Source organism: Mycobacterium sp. 1423905.2 (assembly GCF_001673155.1).
Lineage (GTDB): Bacteria > Actinomycetota > Actinomycetes > Mycobacteriales > Mycobacteriaceae > Mycobacterium.
In genome coordinates, this window is record NZ_LZLE01000228.1 from 1 (window position 1) to 1,894 (window position 1,894).

At 70.1% G+C, this 1,894-nt stretch carries 3 protein-coding genes; 2 read left to right on the forward strand and 1 reads right to left on the reverse strand.

The window, feature by feature from the left end:
* Nucleotides 1–453 precede the first annotated feature (453 nt).
* Entirely contained in the window at nucleotides 454–585 is a 132-nt protein-coding gene (locus A9W95_RS28230) for a hypothetical protein (protein WP_256388891.1), read from the reverse strand.
* 30 nt (nucleotides 586–615) lie between these two features.
* On the opposite strand from A9W95_RS28230, the gene A9W95_RS14390 reads away from it, so the two are divergent.
* Both A9W95_RS14390 and A9W95_RS14395 read left to right on the forward strand, forming a co-directional pair.
* Nucleotides 616–1,098 (forward strand): hypothetical protein, encoded by a 483-nt coding sequence (locus A9W95_RS14390; RefSeq protein ID WP_067413768.1) that lies wholly within the window; start codon nucleotides 616–618, stop codon nucleotides 1,096–1,098.
* Between the two features lie 275 nt (nucleotides 1,099–1,373).
* Nucleotides 1,374–1,838 (forward strand): hypothetical protein, encoded by a 465-nt coding sequence (locus A9W95_RS14395; protein ID WP_067413771.1) that lies wholly within the window; start codon nucleotides 1,374–1,376, stop codon nucleotides 1,836–1,838.
* Nucleotides 1,839–1,894 lie beyond the last annotated feature (56 nt).

The following is a 1,894-nucleotide window of genomic DNA, read 5'->3' on the forward strand; positions in this document are numbered from 1 at the left end:
GTGCCGCCGTTGCCGCCGTTGCCGCCCCCCCCCCCCGTTGCCCCCCCCCCCCCCCGTGGCCCCCCGGGGCCCCGGGGGGGCGGGGGCGCCCCGGGGGACGCGGGGGGGGGGGGGGGACGGGGGGGGGGGGGGGCCCCCAACCCCGATGAGCCCGCGCCGAGCGGGGCAGGGTTTTCGGCGCGCTCGCCGGGCGCGGGAGCGCCTTGCGGCGAGCTGGCATGAGGGCCGAAAAGGTCACTGGGTCTGCGCCGTTCGGTGTGGGCGTGGGTTGAGCGGTCGGGGCCCCCGCCCGCTTAGGCTGTGACCCCTGCTGACGGCAAGAAAGGTGAGCGGCTCCTGATCCGGTGGGCCACCGGTGAGGTGGCAGTCCGGCCGGCGCGCCGAGAAAGGTAGGGGGACCCGGCCGTCTCGTGCGTGGGGGTCCTTTGCAGAGATGGCCGGGCCCGGGGCGCGTTAGGTCGCGGGGTAGTCGGCGGCGGTGGGATCAGCTTTGTGGTGCTCGCCGTCGTTGAAGACGGCGATTGCGATCTGGTGCACACGCCTGAGGCCGTCGATGATTGACAGGATTGCGGTGCGGTCGCGCACGTCAAAAACGATCCAGAACGGAGAACCATTATGAGCACAGGAAACGACCCATGGGCCACCACCGACGACGACGAAGCACAAGCGTTCAGCACCGACAGTGAACTATCTCCGCGCCCGCGTGCCCACGATCGAGTCCCGGTGCGTGACATCGACGAACTGGCCGTCATCCAGGTCGCCCACGACGGCCTGCGGCTGCCCCTGCGCGGGGCAGACCGCGATGAAGCAATACGCCGAATGCACCGACGGGTCGAGCCCGAACTGATCGCCTGGCGGCTCCACACGACCACGCGCGCCGTGCAGCGCGTCGCGGCGCGACTCGGTTTAACCGAACACCGCCACAGCACCCGCCGCGAACTGACCACCGCGGCGGCGCTGACTGGGCGAGTTCACCCCCGGGGCCCCGGTCGATCCCACCACCAGGGGCTGGCCGGGCCCCATTTTTCCGCCGCCCACCAAGGGCACCGGCGCGCCCCGCGCTACCGGACTGGCCACCTACGGCGGCCACATCCGTAGCCGCTCACCTTCATAGCCGTCAGCACCGGTCGCAGCCTAATCGGCCGGGGGCCCGAGCGCGCAACCCACGCCCGCGCCGAAACGCAGGAGGGTTTTCGGCCCGGTGAATCCCGGTGCACAGCACCTGAGGGATTCACTTGCATAGGGCCGAAAAGGTCACTTGGCCTGCGTAGTTCGGCGCGGTCTCTTCGGGGTTGCGCACCCACCCTCGCCCGATTGACCGCTCCCCAGCGCTGACCGGCGCACCACTCACCGCACCGAACGGAGACACCACCATGGAGCACGAATTCGAACTCGCCTTCAACCTTCTCGACGAGGCCGCCGGACGAATCCAACACCAGCAGTACGGAATCAACCGGATTCCGTTCCACAGCCACGGCGACGTCCTACTTACCGCCGTCCACACCTACACCCGCGCCACCGGGCACCACATCGTTGTATTCGCCGCTGATGACCACGGCCAACTAGTGGCCGTCGAAGCCACCGCAGCTGACCTCGACGCCGCACCGAGCGCCCGCATCGTCAAAGTCCGCATCGGCGAGCTGACCTTCCACGCCAGCCCTCCTCAGCCGTGGACATTCCGGGCGCGCCACCACACCCACAGCTACACCCTCACCGCAGGCGTTGGGAGCCAACCGATGTGGACCATCACCATCGACGAGGCCCCGCTGGCGCACTACGACGACCTCAACGCTGCCCTTCGCGCAATCTGGCACCACCAGGCGGCTATTGCGGCCTAACCGAGCTCACACAGGCGGGGTCCGCCCCGCGCGGGCCCCGCCCCCGTGCCCGGAGG

Coding starts and splice junctions, on each gene's coding strand:
- A9W95_RS14390 (WP_067413768.1), top strand. CDS start 616: ATGAGCACAGGAAACGACCCATGGGCCACCACCGACGACGACGAAGCA.
- A9W95_RS14395 (WP_067413771.1), top strand. CDS start 1,374: ATGGAGCACGAATTCGAACTCGCCTTCAACCTTCTCGACGAGGCCGCC.